Here is a 16,737-nt window from a genome sequence, read left to right on the forward strand (position 1 = left end):
CTGAAGCGAGAGGAGCATGACATTGGCCGAGTTCGTCGCCGCGATCGACCAGGGCACCACCAGCACCCGCTGCATGATCTTCGACCACGGCGGCGCCGAGATCGGCCGTCACCAGCTCGAGCACGAGCAGATCCTGCCGAAGGCCGGTTGGGTCGAGCACAACCCGGTCGAGATCTGGGAGCGCACCGCAGCGGTGATCCAGTCGGCGCTCAACAACACCGAGCTGTCGGCGACCGATCTGGCCGCCCTGGGCATCACCAACCAGCGCGAGACCACGCTGGTGTGGAATCGGCGCACCGGACGCCCGTACTACAACGCGATCGTGTGGCAGGACACCCGCACCGACCGCATCGCCTCGGCGCTGGAGCGCGACGGGCGCGGTGACGTGATCCGTCGCAAGGCGGGCCTGCCGCCCGCCACCTACTTCTCCGGCGGCAAGCTGCAGTGGATTCTCGACAACGTCGACGGGGTACGCCGCGACGCCGAGAACGGCGACGCGATCTTCGGCACCGCCGACACCTGGGTGCTGTGGAACTTCACGGGCGGAACCCGCGGCGGGGTGCACGCCACCGACGTGACCAACGCCAGCCGCACCATGCTGATGAACCTGGAAACGCTCGACTGGGACGACGAACTGTTGTCGTTCTTCGGGATTCCGCGCCAGATGCTGCCGCAGATCCGCCCGTCGTCGTATCCGGAGGCCTTCGGTGTTACCCGTGACGACGGGCCGGTCGGCGGCGAGGTGCCGCTGACCGGGATTCTCGGCGACCAACAGGCCGCGATGGTGGGGCAGGTGTGTTTGTCCGCCGGTGAGGCCAAGAACACCTACGGCACAGGTAATTTCCTGCTGCTCAACACCGGCGAAAAGATCGTGCGCTCCGAGAACGGCCTGCTGACCACGCTGTGTTACCAGTTCAGGGATGCCAAACCCGTTTATGCCCTTGAGGGTTCGATCGCGGTGACCGGCTCGGCGGTGCAGTGGCTGCGCGACCAGCTGGGCATCATCCCCGACGCCGCACACAGCGAGTCGCTGGCGCGGGAGGTCGCCGACAACGGCGGCGTGTACTTCGTACCGGCCTTCTCCGGGTTGTTCGCGCCGTACTGGCGCTCCGATGCCCGCGGCGCGATCGTCGGGCTTTCGCGGTACATCACCAGCGCGCATCTGGCCCGCGCGACGCTCGAGGCGATCTGCTATCAGAGCCGCGATGTCGTCGACGCGATGGAAGCCGACTCCGGCGTGCACATGGAGGTGCTCAAGGTCGACGGCGGCATCACCGCCAACGCCTTGTGCATGCAGATCCAGGCCGACGTGCTCGGCGTCGACGTCGTCAAGCCCGTGGTCGCCGAGACGACCGCGCTGGGCGCCGCCTACGCGGCCGGGTTGGGCGTGGGCTTCTGGGCGGACCCCGACGACCTGCGGACCAACTGGCAGGAGGACAAGCGCTGGACGCCCAAATGGAGCGAGCGCCAGCGCGCCGAGGGCTATGCCGGGTGGCAGAAGGCGGTGCAACGCACGCTGGACTGGGTCGACGTCGAGTGAGTGATTTGTGTGCGTCTGCGCGCGCTGACCGCAACAGCGCAACAGGACGCACACAAATCGCTGGTACTCAGGCAGCGGCGTCGAGTTCGCGTTTGGTCTCGTCGTCGAGTTCGATGTCGGCGACGGCGGTGTTCTCCTCGAGGTGAGTCACCGACGACGTGCCCGGGATCAGCAGCACGTTGGGGGCGAGCGACAGCGTCCACGCCAACGCGACCTGCGCGGGCGTGCGACCGAGCCGCTCGGCCTCCCGCCTGACAGCCGGATGCCCGAGCACCGGGTTGTCGGGCGCGAACGCCGAGCCGAGCGGGAAGAACGGGACGAACGCGACGCCGTGCTCGATGCAGGCGTCGAGCACCGGCTGCGATGACCGGTCGACAAGGTTGCAGGCGTTCTGCACACAGACGATTTCGGTGCGGCCCAACGCGATTCGCAGGTGCTCGGCGCTGACGCCGGACAACCCGATGCCGCCGATGAGGCCCTCGTCGCGGGCGGCGATCATTGCGGTGAGCTGACGGTCGAACAGATCGCGGTCCACCGGCGGCGCCGCGGCGGGGTCGCCGGAATGCAGCCGCAGATTGACCGCCGCCAGCCGATCGGTGTCGAGCGTGCGCAGGTTCTCCTCGATGCCCGCCCGCAGGTCGTCGGGTTCCTGCGCGGGCAGCCAGGCGCCGGCCTCGTCGCGTCGGGCCCCGACCTTGCTGACCAGCGCGAGCCCGTCCGGATACGGGTGCAGTGCCTCACGAATCAACTCGTTGGCGACGTCGGGCCCGTAGAACTGGGCGGTATCGATGTGGTTGATGCCCAGCTCGATGGCCCGGCGCAGCACCGAAATCGCCGCGTCGTGGTCGCGGGGCGGGCCCAGCACTCCCGGCCCCGGCAGCTGCATGGCGCCGAAGCCGACGCGTCCGACATGAATCGAGCCCAGCGGGAAGGTCTGCATCGTCCATACCTACACCGCTCCCGCCGGGCTTATTCCGCTATTCCGACTCGCCGAGGATCCCGTAGATCTGGCGCCGGGCATTGTTGACGATGTCGAGAATGCGTTGCTGCTGTTCCTCGTCGGCGGCGAATGCCGACTGCGCGACCGCGCCCATCAACTGCGTCACCGCGTTGTGCAGGTCGACGTGGCCGGGATCCACGCCGTCGGCGATCGCCTCCCACGGAGGCGTCTCCACCTTCTCGGCGGCGGCGCGGCCCTCCTCAGTCAACTCGAAAAGCTTTCTGCTGCCGTCTGATTCGGAGGCCGTGATCAAGCCCTCGTCGACGAGCAGCTGCAGTGTCGGATACACCGACCCTGGGCTTGGCCGCCACAGGTTCTGGCTGCGCTCGGCGATCTCCTGGATCATCTCGTAGCCGTGCATCGGCCGCTCGACAAGCAACTTGAGGATGGCGGCGCGGACGTCGCCGCGGCGACCACGGCCCCGTCCTCCGCGGCGACCGCCACGCGGGCCCGGACCGAAGCCGAACCCGAACGCCGGGCCGCGCCACCCCGGTCCGAAGCCGGGAGGACTCTGGAAGCCGGGGGCGTCGTGCTGGCGGACATGCTCTCGCAGATGCTCGCGGAAATCGCGGCGGGCCTGACGGCGCAACTGGTGAAGGCCTCGCCAGTCGCCGGCGCCGAATCCGAAGCCCCCGGGCGGGGAGGCAAATGGAATGGACATGGGCACTCCTTGGATCTGTGGTCTGGACACACCGAGGTGCTCTCGATACGTTGACGATATATCGAGACTTATCGTGATGCAACGCTTACTTGCGGCGCCCGCGCCTATCCAGGGCCTCGATGACCGATCGCGCCCATTGGGTGTGCATCTCGTTGGAGCGCAGGCCGAAGTCCAGGGCCGCGTGTGCGAAGAACGAGCCGTCGTCGTCGCCCCACTCGATGGAGTCGCGCAGCTCCTCCAGCCGCTTGCGCTCGGCGGCGCCGTGCTCGGCCATCGCGGTCAAATGCTCACGTGCCTGGTCGCGGGGGATCTCGCCGAGCAGGAACACCCGAAGTAGAGCGGCGCTGCGAAAGGGCGGATCGTCCTGCGGGGTGGTCATCCACCGACGCAACTCCTCGCGGCCGGCGTCGGTGATGCGGTACTCCTTGCGCCCCCGCGCGCCGATGTTCGACACCTCGATGAGCCCGCCGGCCGCGAGCTTGTTGAGCTCGCCATAGAGCTGGCTCTGGGTGGCGGGCCACACGTTGGCCATCGACTCCTCGAAGCGTCGAAGCAGGTCATATCCACTGCCCGGCTGCTGGGCGAGCAGTCCCAGCGCCGCGATGCGAAGGCTCACGCCGCAATATTACCTCCACTATTGACATGTCATTAGTGACATGTCAGTGTGGACCCGTCGCGCGTTAGGAGATGCAGATGACCGACACCTCAAAATCCTCGACCCTGTTCGGTGCCGACCAGTTCTTCCTGCGGGGCAACTACGCCCCGGTCACCGACGAACTCACCGAAAACGACCTACCCGTCGAAGGGGCAATCCCGCCCGACTTGGACGGCTGGTATCTGCGTAACGGACCCAACCCCCGGCAGGCCACCGCGCACTGGTTCGTCGGCGACGGCATGATCCACGGCGTCCGGATCGAGAACGGCCGCGCCGCCTGGTACCGCAACCGCTGGGTGCGCACCGACAGCTTCGAGAACGACTTCCCGCTCTACAACCCCGACGGCACCCGCAACCTGCGCTCCAGCGTCGCCAACACCCATGTGGTCAACCATGCAGGAAAAACGCTCGCGCTGGTGGAGTCCTCGCTGCCCTACGAGATCACCAACGACCTGGAAACGTTGGGCGCCTACGACTTCGGCGGCAAGCTGGCCAACTCGATGACCGCGCACCCGAAAATCTGCCCGACGACCGGGGAGATGCACTTTTTCGGCTACGGAAGCATCTTCGCGCCGCACGTCACCTACCACCGCGTCGAGGCCAACGGTGAGCTCAGCATCAACCGACCGCTGGACGTCCCGGCGCTGACGATGATGCACGACTTCGCGGTCACCGCCAACCATGTCGTGTTCCTGGATCTGCCGATCGTGTTCGACCTCGATATCGCGATGAAGCCCGAAGCCGACATGCCGTATCGCTGGGACGACAACTACGGCGCCCGCTTCGGCGTGTTGCGGCGCGACGACCCGTTCGGTGAGGTGCGCTGGTTCGACGTTGACCCGTGCTATGTGTTCCACGTCGCCAATGCCTACGACACCGGCGGTGACCGCATCGAGGTACAGGCCGTGCGCTATCGCGAATTATGGCGTGACAGCGGCGGTTTGGACGTCGACGGCGTGTTGTGGAGCTGGAGCATCGACCTGCGAGCCGGCGCGGTCACCGAGCGCCAGCTCGACGACCGGGCCGTGGAGTTTCCCCGGATCGACGACCGGCTGGCCACCCTGCCCGCCCGATACTCGGTCGCGGTGGGGGACGGACGGCTGGTGCGCTACGACCTGGACACCGGTGCCGCCGTCGAACACGTCTTCGGCACCGCCCATTCACCCGGCGCCCCCGGCGAGGCGGTCTTCGTCCCGTCGACATCAGGGCCTGCCGATGAGAGCAGCGGCTGGTACATCTGCTACGTCTACGACCCGGCGCGCGACGGCAGCGACCTCGTCGTCCTCGACGCGTCCGACTTCGCCGGTCCGCCGGTCGCCAGAATCAAGCTGCCACAGCGGGTTCCGTTCGGCTTTCACGGAAACTGGATCAGCGCCGGCTGAGGTTCCTCCCGCGGGCGCTAACTCGGTGGTGCGAAGCCGCCGGGGCCTGGCGACGATGGCGGCGGCGCGGGCGGCGGTTGGTAGGCCGGCCACTGCGGTTGTGGGGCGGCGGGGGTCGGCTGCAATCGCGCCAGCTCCCGACGGTGCCGCTCGGCCAGCACGGCGGCCAACACCAGCTGCGGGGGAGTGCCGGGCGGCGGCGGAGGCGAAATCTGGGCGACGACGTCGGTGGCGATCCGGTAGGCCATCTGGTCACGCACCGCAGGATTCAATTGCGTTGCCCGGCTGAGAAACTGACGTGCCAGCTCCGCCTGCTCGGGGCGAAGACCGGACAGCTGCAGCGACGACGCCCACCACGCCAGCTGCGGCGGCATCGCCGGCGGCGGGGACAGCCGCGGTGCGCGCTCGTTGATCACCACGGTGCCGGCGAAGATGTCGCCGATCCGCTTGCCCTTGGCCGACAACAGGCTCGAGATCACCGCGGGCCCGCCGGTGAACATCCAGATCTCGATCACCCCGGCCAACGCGCGAAACAGAGCCTGCCGGAAACGTTCCGGGCCGCCGTCGTCGGACACCACCCGCAGCCCCATCGCCAGCTTGCCCAATGAGCGACCCCGCGTGGCCGTTTCCCAGGCCAGCGGGTAGCCCACCAAGGTGACCACCGTGAAGATGATCAGGACCGCGCCCGACAGCGCCGGGTCGAACCGGCCCACCGTCGATACCCACAACACCAGACCGCTGATGTAGAGGATCATCACCACCGTCAGGTCGATGAGCGCCGAGACCACCCGAACCGGAAGCTGGGCGATCTGCACGTCGAGCACCACGGCGTCGCCGGTGACGACGGCGGGTTGTTGCGGGCAGGTCATATTTTGCACGCTACTACTAGGATTCGCGGTGTGGATGTCGACGCGTTCGTCCAGACGCACCGCCCGACGTGGAACCGGCTGGAGCAGCTGGTCAAGCGGCGTCGGAAGCTGACCGGCGCCGAGGTCGACGAACTGGTCGACCTCTACCAGCGGGTGTCGACGCATCTGTCGATGGTGCGCAGCGCCTCCACCGATGCGGTGCTGATCGGGCGGCTGTCGAGCTTGGTGGCGCGGGCGCGGTCCGTGGTCACCGGCGCACACGCGCCGATCTGGCGGGAGTTCGCCCGGTTTTGGACGGTGTCTTTTCCCGTTGTGGCATACCGCTCGTGGCGGTGGTGGCTGGCCACCGCGGTGGCCTTCTTCTTCGTCGCCGCGTTGATCGCCGTCTGGGTGGCCGGTAACCCCGAGGTGCGGGCCACCATCGGAACCCCGAGCGAGATCGAGCAGATGGTCAACAACGATTTCGCGTCGTATTACAGCGAGCACCCTGCGGCATCATTTGCGCTGCAGGTGTGGGTGAACAATGCATGGATTGCGGTGCAGTGCATAGCGTTTGCGATCCTGCTCGGAATCCCGATCCCGTACATCCTGTTTCAGAACGCCGCCAACCTCGGGGTGGCCGCGGGCCTGATGTTCGGAGCCGGTAAGGGGGACATCTTCCTTGGGCTGATCACGCCGCACGGGTTGATCGAACTCACCGCGGTGTTCCTGGCGGCCGCCGTGGGGATGCGGCTGGGCTGGTCGGTGGTGGCCCCTGGCAACCGGCCGCGATCGCAGGTACTGGCCGAGCAGGGCCGTGCGGTCGGCGCGGTCGCCATCGGGCTGGTGGCCGTGCTGCTGGTCGCCGGGCTGGTCGAGGCGCTGGTGACGCCCTCGCCGTTGCCGACGTTCGTCCGCGTGGCCATCGGCGTGGCCGTCGAAGTGGCGTTTCTGGCCTACGTCGTGCACTTCGGCCGCAAGGCCGCGCGGGCCGGCGAGACCGGCGATGTCGAGGACGCTCCGGACGTCGTACCCACCGGCTAGCGCGCACGCCCTCCCCCCGCGAGCAGACGTGAACACCCCCGAAAGCCGGGACTTTTAGGGGTTTTCGCGCCTGCTCGCCGAAAGGGCGTCAGAGCCGGCCCGCGGCCTTCATCGCCAGATAGTGGTCCGCCAGTGCCGGCGCGAGGTCCTCGGGGGGCGCGTCGACGACGTCGACGCCGGAGCGACGCAGCCGAGCGGCGATGGATCGCCGGTCGTTGCGGGCGCGTTCGGCCGCGGCCGCGTCGTACACCTGCGCGGCATCGGCGCGCCCGGCCGCCAGCTTCTCCACCCGAGGATCGGACACGGCCGCGACAAGGACCTTGTGTTTGGCCGACAGCTGCGGCAAGACGCCCATCAATCCCTCGTCGAGAGCCGACGCGTTCAGGTCGGTGAGCAGCACCACGAACGCGCGTCGGCGTACCCGCCGCTGCACCGCCGAAACCATTGCCCGGGCGTCGGATTCGACCAGGGCGGGCTCCAGCGGAGCCATCGCCTCGACCAACTGGGCGAGCAGGTCGGTGCGCGATGCGTTGAACACGGCTGCGCGGGTCACCCGGTCGTGGGCCAGGAAGTCGACATGGTCACCCGCCCTGGAGGCCAGTGCTGCCAGCAGAAGCGCGGCGTCCATGAACCAGTCCAGCCGGGGCCAGCCCGCGGGGTCGTTGGCGGTCGGGTCCACCCCGACGCGACCGGCCGACGTGCGCCCGGTGTCGAGGACGATGACCACCCGCTGGTCGCGTTCCGGGCGCCAGGTGCGCACCGCCACGTCCCCGCGCCGTGCCGTGGCACGCCAGTCGATCGAGCGGACGTCGTCGCCGACGACGTACTCGCGCAGCGAATCGAACTCGGTGCCCTGTCCGCGGATCAGCACCGGCGTGTTGCCTTCCAGCTCGCGCAGCCTGGCCAGCCGCGACGGCAGGTGTTTGCGCGACAGGAACGGCGGCAGGATCCGGATCCGCCACGGCACCCGATGCGAGCTCTGGCGTCCGGCCAGGCCCAGCGGCCCCAGCGCGCGTGCCGTGATCAGGTCTGAGCTCTGATCGCCGCGGCGCACCGGGGACAGGGTCGTCACCAGCCGAACCCGTTGCCCCGCAGCCAGATCGACACGATGTTCGCGAGGCTGCGCCCGGCCGCTGGGGGACCACGCATCACGGACGACGCCGCGCAGCCGCCGGCGGCCCAGATTCTCCACCACCAATGTGGCCCCCACGGATTGCCCCAGCCTCGCGGCGGTATCACCGGACCGCTCGAACCGCAACCGGCGCGGGCTCGCCGCCAACGCGACATCGATGGTGACCGCCGCGACCAGCGTCGCCAGCAGCACAGCGAATGTCGCTGCCGGCCAAGGAGAAATCGCGATCGGCAGCACCAGAAGAAGTGCTACCAGGCCGGAACGGCCGGTGAGAACCACTAGCGCGGGACCGGAACGGCCGCCAGGATGCCGTCCAGCACGAGGTCGGGATCGGCGCCCTCGAGCTCGGCCTCCGGCCGCAGCTGGATCCGGTGTCGCAGCGTGGATCGCGACATCGCCTTGACGTCGTCGGGGGTCACGTAGTTTCGCCCCGACAACCAGGCCCACGATCGGGCGGTCGCCAACAGCGCCGTCGCGCCGCGCGGAGACACTCCGAGCGAAAGCGCAGGCGAATGCCTTGTCGCCGCGGCGATGTCGACGATGTAGCCGAGCACCTCGTCGGCGACCAACACCTGCTGCACGGCTTCGCGCCCGGCCCGCAGGTCGGCCGCGCCGGCGACGGGCCGCACCGCCGACAGATCCCGCGGGTCGAAGCCGCGGGCGTGCCGGTCCAGGATCGCGATCTCCTGCTCGCGGCTGGGCAGCGGAACGTTGAGCTTGAGCAGGAACCGGTCGAGTTGGGCCTCGGGCAGCTGATAGGTGCCCTCGTACTCGATCGGGTTCTGGGTGGCCGCGACGATGAACGGATCGGGCAGCGGCCGGGGCTCGCCCTCGACGCTGACCTGACGTTCCTCCATGGCCTCCAACAGCGCGGCCTGGGTCTTCGGTGGGGTCCGGTTGATCTCGTCGGCCAACAACAGGTTGGTGAACACCGGTCCGGCGTGAAATTCGAACTCGGCTGTGCGGGCGTCATATACCAGCGACCCGGTCACGTCGCCGGGCATCAGGTCCGGGGTGAACTGCAGGCGTTTGAAGTCGAGCTGCAAGGCCGCCGCCAGGGCCCGCACCAACAGTGTCTTGGCCACCCCGGGTACGCCTTCGAGCAGCACGTGTCCGCGGCACAGCAGCGCGATCACCAGTCCGCTGACGACGGCGTCCTGCCCGACGACGGCCTTGGCGATCTCCGTGCGCAGGGCCAACAGGGCGTTTCGCGCTTGTTCCGACGCGGCGGTCGGGCTAGTTGGCTGAGTCACGACTGTGCGACCTGCCTTTCGATGTTGTCGAGTTCACGGGCGAGGTTTACCAGATGGGCGTCGTCGGCCGGTGGGGGCCCGAACAGGGTGTGCGCCACGGCTTGCGGTGGCAGCCCGCAGCGTTCGGCGACCGACTGCACGATCGCGGCCTGGTCGGCGCCCTGGCCGAGGCCGAGCCGGGGCACCATCCGTTGCAAGGTGGCCGTCCGCAACGCCTCGGCGGCGCGATCGCGCGAGCGGGTGGACCGGTACAGTCTGCCGAGGCCTTCGACGGTCTCCGACGCGCGCACCACCACCGGGATCTTCTCCGCGACCAAGGGCCCGAGGCGACGGCCCTTCCAGAAGGCGAGCAGGACCACGACGAGGCACAGCTGCCACACGATCCAGCCGACTCGGTCCGGGATGAGGTCGAAAATGCTTGCCGCGCCGTCGGTTTCCCCTTCGAGGCGCTGGGGTGCGTACCAGATCATCCGGGGATTGGTGCCCACGAGGTTCATCGCCAACGCCGCGTTGCCCTGCTTGAGCAGCCCGCCGTTGGTCATGAAGTCGGCGCTGCCCACGACGGTGATGTTTCGGCCGTCGTCGGTGTAGCGCACCAGCGCGCCGCCGTAGCATCGGGTCACTGGGACGTCACCGGCGGCGTCGTAGGCGTCGCTGATGCCGAACTGCACGGTGCCGGCGCGAACGGCTTCACGCAGATCGCAGTCGGGCGTGTCGTCGCCGTAGGTGGTCGATCCGCTGCGTTCGACTTCCGGAGCCAAAGCCTCACGGGTACGCGATATCGGTTGCACGACGAGCCGATCACCGGGAAGTGCGGCCAGCCGCTGCAGGATGTCCTTGTCGACCAGGGAATATGTCTGCACCACCACGATCAGCGTGTCCGGTCCGGCCGCCGCCTCGACCGCGGCGATGTCGGGCGCCTCGACCACCTCGACGCCGTGGTCGCGCACCAGGGTGACCAACGCCCGCGCACCGTCGGCCGACGTGGAGGTGGCGTCCATCCGCCCGCCCGGCGTCGGCGCCGTCAGGTACGTGGTCAACAGCGCCAGACCGACGATGACGATGAGCGCCAACAGCACCCACGATGCGCTGCGCCACCGTCGCCGCACCGTCGGCGTCACAGCGGTATCGGCCTCGGTTCGGTCGGCGCCGGCGGTCATCGCACCTCCGCCCAGCCGTCGGTGGCGACCGGTGCGGCCAGCCCGTCGGCGCCGCTCGCCGCGTGAGTGCGCCTCAGCCGGTCATCGAGGTCGACGATCATTCGGTAGGCGGCTTCGGTTCCCGGTCGCTCGCCATAGGTGACGTCGTTGAAAGCCGTTGCGGCCTTACGCAGTTCGTCGGCAAGATCCGGCAGTGCCCGCCCCGCATCGCGGGCCAGCTCGGTGGCCGTCCTGCCGGGGACGGGCTCGAGGATCGCCGACTCCTCGAGCTGGCGGGCGACGGCGCGCAACCGGTGACGAATCGCCGCGGCCCAATCCCGGGCGGCGGCAAACTGTTCCGCGGTCGCGCGATGTCGGGCCGCACTCAGGTCGTGCTCGGAGAGCAACGCGTGCTCGCCGCCCCGCGCGGTGCGCATGGTGCGGCGAAGCACCCGCACCGCGACGATTACCGCCACCGCCACCAGGATCGCGAGGACAGTGATGGTCAGCCAACCGCCCGGCATCGAGGAAGCCTCGCTGAGCAGTCGATACATCAGATCGTTGAACCAGTCTTCGATCCGGTCGGACAGCGACGCCTTGGGGTAGATGGGCTTTGCGAGTTCGCGCTGCGCGGCTTCGTGGGCGGTGTCGCGGTCGATGTCTATTGTCGGCACGTCAGTTCTGGCGGGTCAGCCACAGATGGTCGGTCGATTCGGGCATGCCGGGTCCGTAGCCGGCGCCGGTCTGCAACACCAGATCGAAGGCCTCGGTGCGGATCCTGGCGTCGGTGTACTGCAGCACCACCACGCCGGCGTTGAACGGCGCGGTGATGATCTGGCCGATCGCGCTGCCCACGGACAGCAGGACCAGCGCGATCAAGGTCATCGCGGTTGACGAGGCAGCCATCACGAGCATCTGGCCGCTGAAGCTGAACGGGACCGCGACCGCCACGGCAATGAACTGGGCGACGATGGTGGCCAGCAGCCGAATGCCCAGTACCCGCCAGAAATTCGGCTTGACCAAGCGGAATGACCGGAGGACGGCCTCGATGATGCCGTGGCGCTCCAGCACGATGATCGCCGGCACGAACGTCAGCATGGTGCCGAGATAGATCAGCGCCGCGATGAGCGCGAACACCAAGGGAACGCCCAGCACGACCGCGGCCGCTGCGCCTGCGGCGACCCCGATCCACGCGATCATGCCCACCACCGCGGCGACCAACAGGACGGCGCCGAGCACTTCGAGCACGGAGAAACCGATCAACGCCCACAACCGTCCCCGAAGACGTTGCCAGGCTTGGCTGATGGTGATTCCGGCGCCGAAGACCGCACGGCCCACGACGACGGTGAGCATGCCGCTCAGAAGGATCGCCGACAAGCCGGTGGCGACGGCCCCGGCCATGCTCGACAGCGACGAACCGATCAGCAGGTCCGTCGACATCTGCTCGCCGCTCAGCGTCGGATCGAGGCGACCCGCGACGGCGAGCGGGCCGACCGACAACACGAGCGCGAGCAGTTGGGTCGCGACCACGACCACCGTGGTCAGGCCTAGGGTCGCTTTGGGGTTGGCGCGGATGTAGGTGATGGCGCCGTTGAAGATGTCGGCCAGGGTCAGTGGCCGCAGCGGGATGACGCCGGGCCGAAGCGGTGGCGGCGCGCCGTAACCCGGTGGCGGCGCGCCGTAACCCGGTGGCGGCGCACCGTAGCCGGGCGGCGGATAGCCGGGCGGGCCACCGTACGGCGACGGGGGATACCCCTGCGGGGCATAGCCCGGCGGCGGATAACCCGACGGGGGCGGATATCCGGGCGGCGCCCCGTATCCCGGGGGCGGATACCCGGGCTGTGGGTAACCCGGTGTCGGTGGGCCGGGCACGGCGGATCCACCGGCAGGGTTGCTCATGGCCACCATCCTGTCGGCCGCGACGCGAATTGACAACGTCGTCGGGCCGTCGGACGGCGCCGCGGCGTAGGTTGGCGCCATGTCCGAAACCCCTGCACTCAAGGATCGGTTGCGCGCGGACCTGACGGCCGCGATGAAGGCCCAGGACAAACTGCGCACGGCGACGCTGCGGATGCTGCTCACCGCGATCGCAAACGAGGAGGTGGCGGGGAAGACCTCGCGGGAGTTGACCGACGAGGAGGTGCTCAAGGTGCTCGCCAGGGAGTCCAAGAAGCGTGGCGAAGCCGCCGAAATCTATACCCAGCACGGCCGTGGTGAGCTGGCCGCCACCGAACACGCCGAGGCGCGGGTCATCGACGAGTATCTGCCGACGCCGCTCACCGACGCCGAACTCGCCGACGTGGTCGACACCGCGATCGCGCAGGTCGCCGAGGCGATCGGGGAGCGGCCCGGCATGAAGCAGATGGGCCAGGTGATGACCGCCGCGAGGGCCATCGCCGCAGGTAAGGCCGACGGCGCACGCCTCGCCGCGGCCGTCAAAGCCAGGCTGTAGCCGGTTTTCGGGCAGCCCGCCGGGGTACCCCGAAGCCATGACGCGGTTCGGATACACCCTGTTGACAGAACAAAGCGGCCCCAAAGAGCTTGTCCACTACGCCGTTTCGGCAGAACGCGCCGGCTTCGACTTCGAAGTGAGCTCCGACCACTACTTTCCGTGGCTGGCCTCGCAAGGCCACGCGCCCTACGCCTGGTCGGTGCTCGGTGCCGTCGCCCACGCCACCGAGCGGGTCGAGCTGTTCACCTACGTCACCTGCCCCACCATGCGCTACCACCCGGCGATCGTCGCGCAGAAGGCCGCCACGCTGCAGCTTCTCGCCGACGGGCGGTTCACCCTCGGCCTCGGCACCGGCGAGAACCTCAACGAGCACGTGGTCGGCCAACGCTGGCCGACGGTGGCCCGACGCCAGGAGATGCTGCGCGAAGCCATTCAGATCATCCGTGAGCTGTTCACCGGTGAACTGGTCGACTGGAAGGGCGAGTACTTCGAGGTCGACTCCGCCCGGCTGTGGGATCTGCCGGACATCCCGGTGGCCATCGCCGCCGCCGTCTCCGGTGAACGGTCGGTGGAGACGTTCGCGCCGCTGGCCGACCATCTGATCGCCGTCGAACCGAACAAGGACCTCGTCGGCGCTTGGCACGAGGCGCGCCGCGCCACCGGGCTGCCCGGCGATGTGCGCGTCGTCGGACAGATCCCGATCTGCTGGGATCCCGACCGCGACGCCGCCGTGCGGCGTGCCCACGACCAGTTCCGGTGGTTCGGCGGGGGGTGGGCGGTCAACTCCGACCTGCCGACGACGGCCGGGTTCGACGGGGCAACGCAGTTCGTGCGCCCCGAGGACGTCGCCGAATCGATCCCGTGCGGACCGGATCTGGACGCGATCGTCGACGCGGTAAGCAAGTACTGGCAGGCCGGGTTCACCGACATCGCGATGGTGCAGATCGGCGACGAGAACCAGGATCTGTTCCTCAAGGAGGCCGCCGGCCCGCTGCTGGAAAAAGTGCGATCCGCATCGGGGTGAACCCGTTTGGGGCTGTTCACCCCGGGTATCCCGCCCCGACCTGAACAGTCCAACAGCCGGGAGGCGCCAATGTTCGTGCACAACAAAGATCTCCAATTCGAGGTGCGGGTCGAGAAGCCCGACCCTCGGTTCGCGACCCTGCTTCAGGAGCAGTTCGGCGGCGCCAACGGCGAACTCAAGGCCGCGATGCAGTACTTCACGCAGGCGTTCGTGCTGCGCCAGAAGAACCCGAAGATGTACGACCTGTTCATGGACATCGCCACCGAGGAGTTCAGCCACCTGGAGATGGTCGGGTCGATGATCACGATGCTGCTCGACGGCCTCAACGACGACCTCAAGATGGCCAACGAGCGGTGCGACTGGATGCCCGCGGTGGCCAGCCGCGACGGCCGCGACGAGATCATCCACAGCGTCGCGGTCAACCCGCTGTTCTTCACGCTGTCCGGGGGTGGCCCGGACGTGAAGGACTCCGCGGGCGTGCCGTGGCAAGGCACCTTCGTCAACGCCAACGGCGACCCGACCGTCGACCTGCGCAGCAACCTGGCGGCCGAATCGCGCGCGAAGATCGTCTACGAGTACCTCAAGCAGTTCACCGACGACCCGGGCGTGCAGGACACCCTGACGTTCCTGATGAGCAGGGAGGTCGCTCACTTCCAGCAGTTCACCGCGGCGCTCAACGAGTTGCCGGTGAACTTCCCGCCCGGGCAGCTGCCCGGTGACGACCGGTTCCAGAACGTGGCGTTCAACATGTCCAACGGTGCCGGATCGGTGCGGGGACCGTGGAACGAGGGCCAGGGCCCGTGGCCCGAGGGCATGAAGTGGGATTACGTCGAAAAGCCCGAGCAGCAGTGGCTTGGCACCAAGAAGCGGGAGAACAAGGGCGACCAGCGGTGTCCCGACGGCCAACCCGCGGTGCAGGGCGAAAAGCCGTTCACCCACGAACAGCACAGTGCCACCAGCTGATCGACCCTCGAAAAGGCCGGTGCCCCAGCGGCACCGGCCTTTTCACGCGCCTACTTCATCTGGGGGTCGGGCGGATTCTCGGCTTCGCGGCCGCTGGCGGCGTCACGGATGTGATCGACGATCGCGGCGCCCATCCCCATGGTCTTCTGCACCAGCGGGTTGGACGGGGTGTCGGGGTGGGGCCGTGTCGGCGCCACCTTCTTGGCCGCCTCGAGTTTGTCACCGAGCTTCTCGCGGTCCTTGCGGCTGACCGCGGCCTCGAACTTCGGCCACACCACCTCCTGCTCGAACAGGATGTGCTCGCGGCCGATCTTGACGAACTCCTGCAGCGCGTCGTGATAGTCGGCCTCACCGGGGTTGCCGTCTTCGAGACGCTGCAGAAGTTCCTTGCCGGCCTGTTCCTGGCTGATCGCCTCGTCGGCCAGTTCGTCGCCGTCCTCGAGCGCGTCGCGGACCGCCGGCCAGAAGAACTGCTCCTCGATCGCCTCGTGCTGGGACTCGGCGATCACCAGGTTGGTCACCATGGTTTGCAGCCCGCTGCGCTGGGCGCCGTCACCGGTGGGCGCCCCGTCGAGCACCTCCAGCATGCCGAGCACGCTCTTGTGGTCTTCACGCAGAAACTTCAGTGCGTCCATATCGCTGCCTTTCAAGAGTCATAGTCCGCTGCGGCATACCCGGGGCCCGGTGGTTGAAACAGCCCCGCGGCGGGTAGTTCGACTCCCATGACGCGCGGAAAAGGTATCTACGACGACGAAAAGGCCGACGAGCCCAAGGGCGGGCGGCCAGGTCCCAAAGACGAAGGCAACGAAGGCGGAATGGCGACCCGGGAGGTCGCTCCCGACGTCGCGGAATCCGGTGGGGAGCCGACCGCCTGAAGGCCGTGGCGTGTCACTGCGCGTCGCGGCCTTCACGGCTGCGTCGATAGGCCGCGCGCCGAAACTCACCGAGCCATCGCGGAAGCAGCGTGACGTCGGGGTCGCTGTGCATCGTGGGGTCGAACGCGATGTCATCGCTGCTCGGATCGAGATGGCGAAGCGTCAGCCGCGCCAGCGGTTGAAACTGCCCGGAGCGCGGCGCCTGATCGATATCGAAAACCATTCCATCGGAATCGATTTGGTCGCGAACGGTCTGCAGCGACAGGCCGCCGGATTCGAGCGGGGTGGCCAGCTTGGCCCGCACCCACCAGGCGGCTCCGCGGTATTGCAGCGGCATCAGGCTGGAGAACGTCGCGCCCTGCCACCCGAGGATGGGGGCGAGCGCCACGCGGCTGCCAGCGAGCGTCGACGCCAACAGCACGTCCCATGGCGTGCATCCGTGCAGATCCTGCGGGGGCGGCATGCGCCACGCCAGCCCGGCGACATCCGGCAGCGAGCCCGGCGAACCGACGCCCTTCGACACCCGGCCGATCACGTCACACGACTCCATCGGCAGCCCTTCGCCGTCCGGCGCGACCCGCTCGAGCAACCCCTCGGCGCGCACGCCGCTGGGGTGAAACAACCGGCGACCGCGAAGGGCCGCGCCGAGCCGGACCGGCAGCGCAGCGATGTCAGATGTACCCACGGTGGTGGTGTGCCCGCGTGCCGGTGGAACAAAACCGGGTTTCAACCACCCCGATATAGGGCATTAATTCACGGCTAGTGCTGC

Annotated in this window: 18 protein-coding genes; 7 read left to right on the forward strand and 11 right to left on the reverse strand. The window is 68.4% G+C overall.

Annotation, left to right across the window (positions count from 1 at the left end):
• Positions 1-22 precede the first annotated feature (22 nt).
• Positions 23-1,540: a glycerol kinase GlpK gene (gene glpK, locus G6N28_RS13450; RefSeq protein WP_163906231.1), complete on the forward strand. Its 1,518-nt coding sequence runs from the start codon at positions 23-25 to the stop codon at positions 1,538-1,540.
• Positions 1,541-1,607: 67 nt separating this feature from the next.
• Here glpK and G6N28_RS13455 read toward each other — a convergent pair whose 3' ends face one another.
• The 3 genes from G6N28_RS13455 to G6N28_RS13465 all read right to left on the reverse strand — a co-directional run bounded on the left by G6N28_RS13455 (position 1,608) and on the right by G6N28_RS13465 (position 3,817).
• Positions 1,608-2,480 (reverse strand): oxidoreductase, encoded by an 873-nt coding sequence (locus G6N28_RS13455; RefSeq protein ID WP_163900985.1) that lies wholly within the window; start codon positions 2,478-2,480, stop codon positions 1,608-1,610.
• A 37-nt stretch (positions 2,481-2,517) separates the two neighbouring features.
• Positions 2,518-3,201, reverse strand: a complete 684-nt coding sequence (locus tag G6N28_RS13460) for a PadR family transcriptional regulator (RefSeq protein WP_163900987.1) — start codon at positions 3,199-3,201, stop codon at positions 2,518-2,520.
• Between the two features lie 85 nt (positions 3,202-3,286).
• Positions 3,287-3,817: a PadR family transcriptional regulator gene (locus tag G6N28_RS13465; RefSeq protein ID WP_163900989.1), complete on the reverse strand. Its 531-nt coding sequence runs from the start codon at positions 3,815-3,817 to the stop codon at positions 3,287-3,289.
• A gap of 77 nt (positions 3,818-3,894) precedes the next feature.
• Between G6N28_RS13465 and G6N28_RS13470 the strand changes: the two genes are divergently transcribed.
• Positions 3,895-5,238: a carotenoid oxygenase family protein gene (locus G6N28_RS13470; protein ID WP_163900991.1), complete on the forward strand. Its 1,344-nt coding sequence runs from the start codon at positions 3,895-3,897 to the stop codon at positions 5,236-5,238.
• A 17-nt stretch (positions 5,239-5,255) separates the two neighbouring features.
• On the opposite strand, the gene G6N28_RS13475 is transcribed toward G6N28_RS13470, so the two are convergent.
• Entirely contained in the window at positions 5,256-6,107 is an 852-nt protein-coding gene (locus G6N28_RS13475; protein ID WP_163900993.1) for an RDD family protein, read from the reverse strand.
• Positions 6,108-6,137: 30 nt separating this feature from the next.
• Between G6N28_RS13475 and G6N28_RS13480 the strand changes: the two genes are divergently transcribed.
• Positions 6,138-7,130, forward strand: a complete 993-nt coding sequence (locus tag G6N28_RS13480; protein ID WP_163900995.1) for a stage II sporulation protein M — start codon at positions 6,138-6,140, stop codon at positions 7,128-7,130.
• Between the two features lie 88 nt (positions 7,131-7,218).
• On the opposite strand, the gene G6N28_RS13485 is transcribed toward G6N28_RS13480, so the two are convergent.
• The 5 genes from G6N28_RS13485 to G6N28_RS13505 are packed head-to-tail and all read right to left on the reverse strand — an operon-like array spanning position 7,219 to position 12,553.
• On the reverse strand, positions 7,219-8,541 hold the full coding sequence (locus G6N28_RS13485) for a DUF58 domain-containing protein (protein WP_163900997.1): 1,323 nt from the start codon (positions 8,539-8,541) through the stop codon (positions 7,219-7,221).
• Positions 8,541-9,515, reverse strand: a complete 975-nt coding sequence (locus tag G6N28_RS13490; protein ID WP_163900999.1) for an AAA family ATPase — start codon at positions 9,513-9,515, stop codon at positions 8,541-8,543. The genes G6N28_RS13485 and G6N28_RS13490 overlap by 1 nt, the downstream gene beginning before the upstream one ends.
• Positions 9,512-10,675 (reverse strand): DUF4350 domain-containing protein, encoded by a 1,164-nt coding sequence (locus G6N28_RS13495; protein ID WP_163901001.1) that lies wholly within the window; start codon positions 10,673-10,675, stop codon positions 9,512-9,514. Before G6N28_RS13495 ends, G6N28_RS13490 begins: the two co-directional genes overlap by 4 nt.
• Entirely contained in the window at positions 10,672-11,328 is a 657-nt protein-coding gene (locus tag G6N28_RS13500) for a DUF4129 domain-containing protein (RefSeq protein ID WP_163901003.1), read from the reverse strand. Before G6N28_RS13500 ends, G6N28_RS13495 begins: the two co-directional genes overlap by 4 nt.
• A 1-nt stretch (position 11,329) precedes the next feature.
• On the reverse strand, positions 11,330-12,553 hold the full coding sequence (locus tag G6N28_RS13505) for a DUF7847 domain-containing protein (protein WP_179962195.1): 1,224 nt from the start codon (positions 12,551-12,553) through the stop codon (positions 11,330-11,332).
• A gap of 79 nt (positions 12,554-12,632) precedes the next feature.
• Between G6N28_RS13505 and G6N28_RS13510 the strand changes: the two genes are divergently transcribed.
• The 3 genes from G6N28_RS13510 to G6N28_RS13520 all read left to right on the forward strand — a co-directional run bounded on the left by G6N28_RS13510 (position 12,633) and on the right by G6N28_RS13520 (position 15,093).
• Positions 12,633-13,106, forward strand: coding sequence for a GatB/YqeY domain-containing protein (locus tag G6N28_RS13510; protein WP_163901005.1), 474 nt, complete (start codon positions 12,633-12,635; stop codon positions 13,104-13,106).
• Positions 13,107-13,143: 37 nt separating this feature from the next.
• Positions 13,144-14,130, forward strand: coding sequence for an LLM class F420-dependent oxidoreductase (locus G6N28_RS13515; protein WP_163901006.1), 987 nt, complete (start codon positions 13,144-13,146; stop codon positions 14,128-14,130).
• 69 nt (positions 14,131-14,199) lie between these two features.
• Positions 14,200-15,093, forward strand: a complete 894-nt coding sequence (locus G6N28_RS13520; protein ID WP_163901008.1) for a manganese catalase family protein — start codon at positions 14,200-14,202, stop codon at positions 15,091-15,093.
• Positions 15,094-15,143: 50 nt separating this feature from the next.
• On the opposite strand, the gene G6N28_RS13525 is transcribed toward G6N28_RS13520, so the two are convergent.
• The gene (locus tag G6N28_RS13525; RefSeq protein ID WP_163901010.1) at positions 15,144-15,728 is read right to left on the reverse strand and encodes a hemerythrin domain-containing protein; all 585 of its coding nucleotides are present in this window, start codon (positions 15,726-15,728) and stop codon (positions 15,144-15,146) included.
• 87 nt (positions 15,729-15,815) lie between these two features.
• Between G6N28_RS13525 and G6N28_RS26750 the strand changes: the two genes are divergently transcribed.
• Complete coding sequence (locus G6N28_RS26750; protein WP_170307897.1) at positions 15,816-15,968, forward strand: hypothetical protein; 153 nt, start codon at positions 15,816-15,818, stop codon at positions 15,966-15,968.
• A gap of 13 nt (positions 15,969-15,981) precedes the next feature.
• On the opposite strand, the gene G6N28_RS13530 is transcribed toward G6N28_RS26750, so the two are convergent.
• The gene (locus tag G6N28_RS13530) at positions 15,982-16,653 is read right to left on the reverse strand and encodes a phosphodiesterase (protein WP_163901012.1); all 672 of its coding nucleotides are present in this window, start codon (positions 16,651-16,653) and stop codon (positions 15,982-15,984) included.
• Between the last annotated feature and the right edge of the window lie 84 nt (positions 16,654-16,737).

The organism is Mycolicibacterium pulveris, assembly GCF_010725725.1.
Classification (GTDB): domain Bacteria; phylum Actinomycetota; class Actinomycetes; order Mycobacteriales; family Mycobacteriaceae; genus Mycobacterium; species Mycobacterium pulveris.

What these genes read in the sequence shown, in the direction of transcription:
- G6N28_RS13505 (WP_179962195.1), bottom strand. Translation starts at nt 12,553, where the DNA reads ATGAGCAACCCTGCCGGTGGATCCGCCGTGCCCGGCCCACCGACACCG.
- G6N28_RS26750 (WP_170307897.1), top strand. Translation starts at nt 15,816, where the DNA reads ATGACGCGCGGAAAAGGTATCTACGACGACGAAAAGGCCGACGAGCCC.
- G6N28_RS13475 (WP_163900993.1), bottom strand. Translation starts at nt 6,107, where the DNA reads ATGACCTGCCCGCAACAACCCGCCGTCGTCACCGGCGACGCCGTGGTG.
- G6N28_RS13510 (WP_163901005.1), top strand. Translation starts at nt 12,633, where the DNA reads ATGTCCGAAACCCCTGCACTCAAGGATCGGTTGCGCGCGGACCTGACG.
- G6N28_RS13470 (WP_163900991.1), top strand. Translation starts at nt 3,895, where the DNA reads ATGACCGACACCTCAAAATCCTCGACCCTGTTCGGTGCCGACCAGTTC.
- G6N28_RS13455 (WP_163900985.1), bottom strand. Translation starts at nt 2,480, where the DNA reads ATGCAGACCTTCCCGCTGGGCTCGATTCATGTCGGACGCGTCGGCTTC.
- G6N28_RS13495 (WP_163901001.1), bottom strand. Translation starts at nt 10,675, where the DNA reads ATGACCGCCGGCGCCGACCGAACCGAGGCCGATACCGCTGTGACGCCG.
- G6N28_RS13515 (WP_163901006.1), top strand. Translation starts at nt 13,144, where the DNA reads ATGACGCGGTTCGGATACACCCTGTTGACAGAACAAAGCGGCCCCAAA.
- G6N28_RS13460 (WP_163900987.1), bottom strand. Translation starts at nt 3,201, where the DNA reads ATGTCCATTCCATTTGCCTCCCCGCCCGGGGGCTTCGGATTCGGCGCC.
- G6N28_RS13520 (WP_163901008.1), top strand. Translation starts at nt 14,200, where the DNA reads ATGTTCGTGCACAACAAAGATCTCCAATTCGAGGTGCGGGTCGAGAAG.
- G6N28_RS13525 (WP_163901010.1), bottom strand. Translation starts at nt 15,728, where the DNA reads ATGGACGCACTGAAGTTTCTGCGTGAAGACCACAAGAGCGTGCTCGGC.